The following is a 4,275-nucleotide window of genomic DNA, read 5'->3' as shown; positions in this document are numbered from 1 at the left end:
CGTTGCTGAAGAAGGCCGGCCGCCAGAGCGGCATCGACGCGGAGACCGAACGGCTGCACGAGATCTTCCAGCTGCCGCACATGCGACAACTGCCGCTGGTGGAAGAGGCGATGGGCCGACAGACCATCACGCTGGTAACTGCTGGCCGCCGACCACCACCGCAATACACCCTCATCCTGTCGGCGACGCGGTTACGCCGCCAACGCGGTCGCAACCAAGACAGCTGGATAAGCCTCTTTTTCTGAAGGTCGTGGCGGCAGGGCAGGTCGTGCTCCCATTTACTCGGACCGGAGGCTAGTGTCTTAACATGCCTAAGATTTTCAGAAAGTCTTTCGAGGTACGCTGGGACGATGTGGACCTCAATGGCCACCTGCGCAGCACGAGATATTTGGAGTACGCAAACACTGCCCGCCTCGATTTCCTGAAAGAGGCGGGGCTTAATGTTCTGGCACTGCAGAGGTCGGGGTTCGCTGCTGTTCTCCTTGGTGAGGAAGTATGCTACCTGCGTGAGATCTTCCTGGCTGAGGTGGTCAGCGTATCTTCCCAAGTCGTTGGGCTGAGCATGGATTGTGCGCGGTGGCGCTTCCAGCACACGGTGTCCCGTGAGGACGGGAATGAAGCGGCTGTTGTGCTTTCACGCGGTGCGTGGATCGGTGTTAACACCCGAAAGATCAGCGCACCGCCGACTGGAGTTCAGGCAGCTTTGGAAGCGATTCGGTCGGCTGACTGCGAAGTCTTGTGATCACAGCCTTGAATATGCAGCTCACGAGCCTTATCGATTGTTTCAAGGCTGCGAGAGCCTTTATGAATGACGCGACAGAGAGAGTTAACTCGCCGCGGCTGACTTCTCTGTTCCATCCCCCGGAGGGGATTCCACTTGGGCTTTTCCTGGAGCTGGGTGAAGTCGGGTGGCAATGAGGGCGGTGCGTAGGAGTTGGATGCCGTGAGCAGTGGTCGGGTTGATGCCGGTTAGGTCCTGGATGCGGCGGATCCGATAGCTCAGGGTCCGGCGGTGGATGTAGAGGGCTCGGGCTGTCTCCTCCCGGTCTAGATGGCAGGCGAACAACGCATCCAGCGTCTGCACTAGGTCGGTGCCCTGCTGTAGTGGGATGAGGAGGTCGGCTAGTCGGTGCTGGACGGTGGGCTGCCGGGATATGGCCAGCTCGACCAAAAGTTCCTCGATCCGGTAGGGACGGTTTTGGGCGTCGGGCATCGCCGCCACCAGAGTGATCGCCTGAAGAACCTCTTGCGCAGCTTGCGGTACCGAGTCCAATGTGGAGGCGTATGCCTCGGCAGTGTGCAAGCTTTGACCAACGATTTCCGACAGGGCTGGAATCAAGTTGGTGGAGGCTGCGCGTGCCGTTGTGGCGTCTTCCTCGGTGGGTAGCAGAAGCAGCAGCCGCGTCGAGATGAGGTTGCCCTGCCACAGGGCCCCCGGCAGTGCTTCCAAGGTACGTTCGATCAAGCTACCGGTGGTTGCAGATGGTTGCCGCCCGGGATTCTTTTGCCGGCAGACGACCACCAGGTACCCCTTGGGCAGTGTCACTCCAGCTGCATCTGCTGCGAAAGCCGCAGGTTCCCCCTCGATCAGTCGATTCACCAGCATGGAGCGCGCCTGTTTAGTTTCTCCGTTTTCTCGAAGTGTCGCTGCGCATGCGAGTTCCTCGGCTGCTAGAAGTCGTGGATGTTCTTGAGCTACGCAACCAGCAAACTCAAGCATCCTACCGTTCATATCCCCATCGGTTATAGAATACACTTCACGCAGACCTGCGGTGTGCGCCGTGGTAACAGCGGCCCGGACATCGGAAAGTGGTATCATAAAGGTTCCGCGTTCGCGCCCCATTGTTCGCCAGAGCTCTATCTGTGGCTCTGGTATCGGCTCACCTTTCAATCCCCAGTCGACGACTAGGGCTGTCGCCTGATGGAGTTCATCCAGCAAGTCAGCGCCGCGAGCCTTCTCAAGATTTTCATAACTCGAAAATCGTGGAACAATCGCTTCATGCATCGCTGCGACTATACTGTCCCGCCGAGCCTTCACGCGCGAGAGAAGAGCATCTTCGGTCATATCGCTCGCCTCTTTTACACACAGGGCATATGCAAAGATCCCGGCTGTAGCCGTGCCCTCCGGCCCTGCCTGGTGGTATTAGGGTCATCACATGACGCCTGGAGGTTCCACGCTAACTGCCGCCGTCCGGTTGCTCGCGAGCGTCCTGAATTCTCCGAATTGCCAATCGTGCAATTCCAGGCGCGACGGGAAGACTTCCTCTCAATATTTACCGAATTTAGCTGGTGATCTGTCGACCACTATAGTGGGCCGCCTGTCCAAGAGCTAGGCGTCACCCATGAGTTTGCAACCGTTCCATGAACTCTCGGTGACTCCTCTGTACGGCTTGCCGGCGGGCCGCGGCATGTGCAGCGGCGGCTGTCAGTCCATTTGCGGGTCTGATCGGTCGCACCGCGCCGGTCGGTTCGACCAGGACCGGCGTGGGCGTCCGAGGCAACCAGTTGGGCGCCAGGCCAAGGATCTCCGGGTGCCTTTCGGTCGGTGACGCAGACCGCGATCAGTGCGTACACCTTGATTCCCGCCCCCACACACGGGACCACGAGGGAAAACCCCCGGCCCAGTCGACCCCCTACACCACGTCCAGGACGGACCGTTGTACCCGCGGTCGAAGAACGCGTCACCTGACTTGATGGTGGAGCCCGACACTGTCAGCGAACTCGTAGGGGCCCGCCACGTTCCAGGTCCACCTTCCGACGGAAGCCCAACCATCCGTTCCTGCACCACAAGCTGACCGCTGAGCCAGCTCACAGTGGGCACTTACCCACCTAGGCAATGGCGATACGGAACAATTTGCACATATGGCACGATGCGCATTCCCCCTAGGGGTGGCAATACTAGTCGATGAGGTTCTCCGTGAACGACTTCACGGTTTCCCTGTCGAGCAAGATGAAATGCACTGTCGTCCACCGTACGCCTGCCTGTATAAGTAACTCGCTAGCGGGTTCACGTCTACCCATAGGCGAGGAGTCATGTGTCGCGTAAAATGCATGAATTTCTCCACGGTGTCCTCTACCGCCATTAGTGCCACGGCCAGTGGGCATGAGCAATGCGGACATGACTTTTTGCGACTCGGCCATCCTGCCCATGCATTCGTGATGGTCGGGTCACTCGCCGCACAGCCGATGCGGTGATTTACCTTCCCCTGGAGATCGCGAGTACCAAAGGGGTGCGCCATGAGCATTCAAGAAATTCCCGTACTGCCATACGGGGGGCGCGACGGACCGCACGCACTGTCCTGGCAGCTAGGCTGCTCACAAGCAGCGTCGTGCCGAGCACGGCAACTGGTTCGGGAGTTCCTCCACCGGTGGGACCACGATGAGCTGACCGATGATGCTCTGCTCGTCACATCCGAATTGGTCACCAACGCCGTCATCCATGCCGCCAGCCCTGCGGGCATGACCCTCTCCCTGCGGCTTGTCGAGGCAGAAGCCGACCACTGCTGTGTATATGTCCTGGTCCGTGACTCCGGCCCCAGGAATGCGCCAGTGAAGCCAGCCGTACCGGACGGGCAGGACTCACTGCCTTGTACAGGCCGAGGCCTCTACCTGGTCGACCACCTGGCGAGAGCGTGGGGAGACATCACCCATCGGGGCGGCCATGTCGTATGGGCTTGCCTTCCCTGCGACGTGAGCACGGGGCAAGCGGCATGAGCGTATCGCGCACAGATGTGGGGCTGCAGCGTGACCTGCAACTGCTGGAGGCCCTTTGCACTCCGGAGGCCATGCGTGGAGGCGGACTGGGCGTGACACGCATCGCCGAGGTGACAGGCCGCCACAAGAGCCAGGTGTCCCGTGCCCTGGCCAGCATGAGAGAGGCCGGCCTGGTCGACAGAGACCCCGAAACACGGGTGTATAGCTGCGGATGGCGGATTTACGCGCTGGCCGCCGCTACCGGAGAAAGCCGCCTTGTGCAGACAGCAGGCCCTTTCGTGCGCCGCCTCGTCTTGAAGGTTCGTGAGACGGCCCACTTGTGTGTCTTGCGCGGCCACACAGTAGTGACCTTGGTGAGCGAGACCTCGCCCGACGCCTTCCACAGCAAGGAACGGGAACGTTCAAGCGCATCACCGTCGCTTGGATCCGCAAGCCGCGCACTCATCTCCGGCTGGGAAGACAAAGATGGTGAGACTGGTGGTGCGAAGGAGGAGGCAGGATGAGTCACATCGCGCTGTGCGTCCGCTTCACACTGCGTGAAGGAGCGGGAGAGGCATTCGA

Annotated in this window: 4 protein-coding genes and 1 pseudogene; 4 read left to right on the top strand and 1 reads right to left on the bottom strand. The window is 60.2% G+C overall.

The annotated features are described in order from the left end of the window. Together AB0N17_RS45380 and AB0N17_RS45375 are read left to right on the top strand one after the other, a co-directional pair. A pseudogene (locus AB0N17_RS45380) lies at positions 1 to 245 on the top strand (hypothetical protein); the annotation flags it as partial. 62 nt (positions 246 to 307) lie between these two features. Further along, the gene (locus tag AB0N17_RS45375) at positions 308 to 742 is read left to right on the top strand and encodes a thioesterase family protein (protein ID WP_366017548.1); all 435 of its coding nucleotides are present in this window, start codon (positions 308 to 310) and stop codon (positions 740 to 742) included. 84 nt (positions 743 to 826) lie between these two features. Here the strand turns inward: AB0N17_RS45375 and AB0N17_RS45370 are convergent, their stop codons facing one another. After that, entirely contained in the window at positions 827 to 2,005 is a 1,179-nt protein-coding gene (locus AB0N17_RS45370; RefSeq protein WP_366017547.1) for a helix-turn-helix domain-containing protein, read from the bottom strand. A 1,232-nt stretch (positions 2,006 to 3,237) separates the two neighbouring features. Between AB0N17_RS45370 and AB0N17_RS45365 the strand changes: the two genes are divergently transcribed. Both AB0N17_RS45365 and AB0N17_RS45360 read left to right on the top strand, forming a co-directional pair. Continuing rightward, positions 3,238 to 3,714 (top strand): ATP-binding protein, encoded by a 477-nt coding sequence (locus AB0N17_RS45365; protein ID WP_366017546.1) that lies wholly within the window; start codon positions 3,238 to 3,240, stop codon positions 3,712 to 3,714. Then, the gene (locus tag AB0N17_RS45360) at positions 3,711 to 4,217 is read left to right on the top strand and encodes a helix-turn-helix domain-containing protein (RefSeq protein ID WP_366017545.1); all 507 of its coding nucleotides are present in this window, start codon (positions 3,711 to 3,713) and stop codon (positions 4,215 to 4,217) included. Before AB0N17_RS45365 ends, AB0N17_RS45360 begins: the two co-directional genes overlap by 4 nt. Positions 4,218 to 4,275 lie beyond the last annotated feature (58 nt).

This window comes from Streptomyces sp. NPDC051133 (genome assembly GCF_040682635.1).
Taxonomy (GTDB): Bacteria; Actinomycetota; Actinomycetes; order Streptomycetales; family Streptomycetaceae; genus Streptomyces.
The sequence above is the reverse complement of the archived record's forward strand: the minus strand, read 5'-3'. Positions and strand labels throughout refer to the sequence as shown.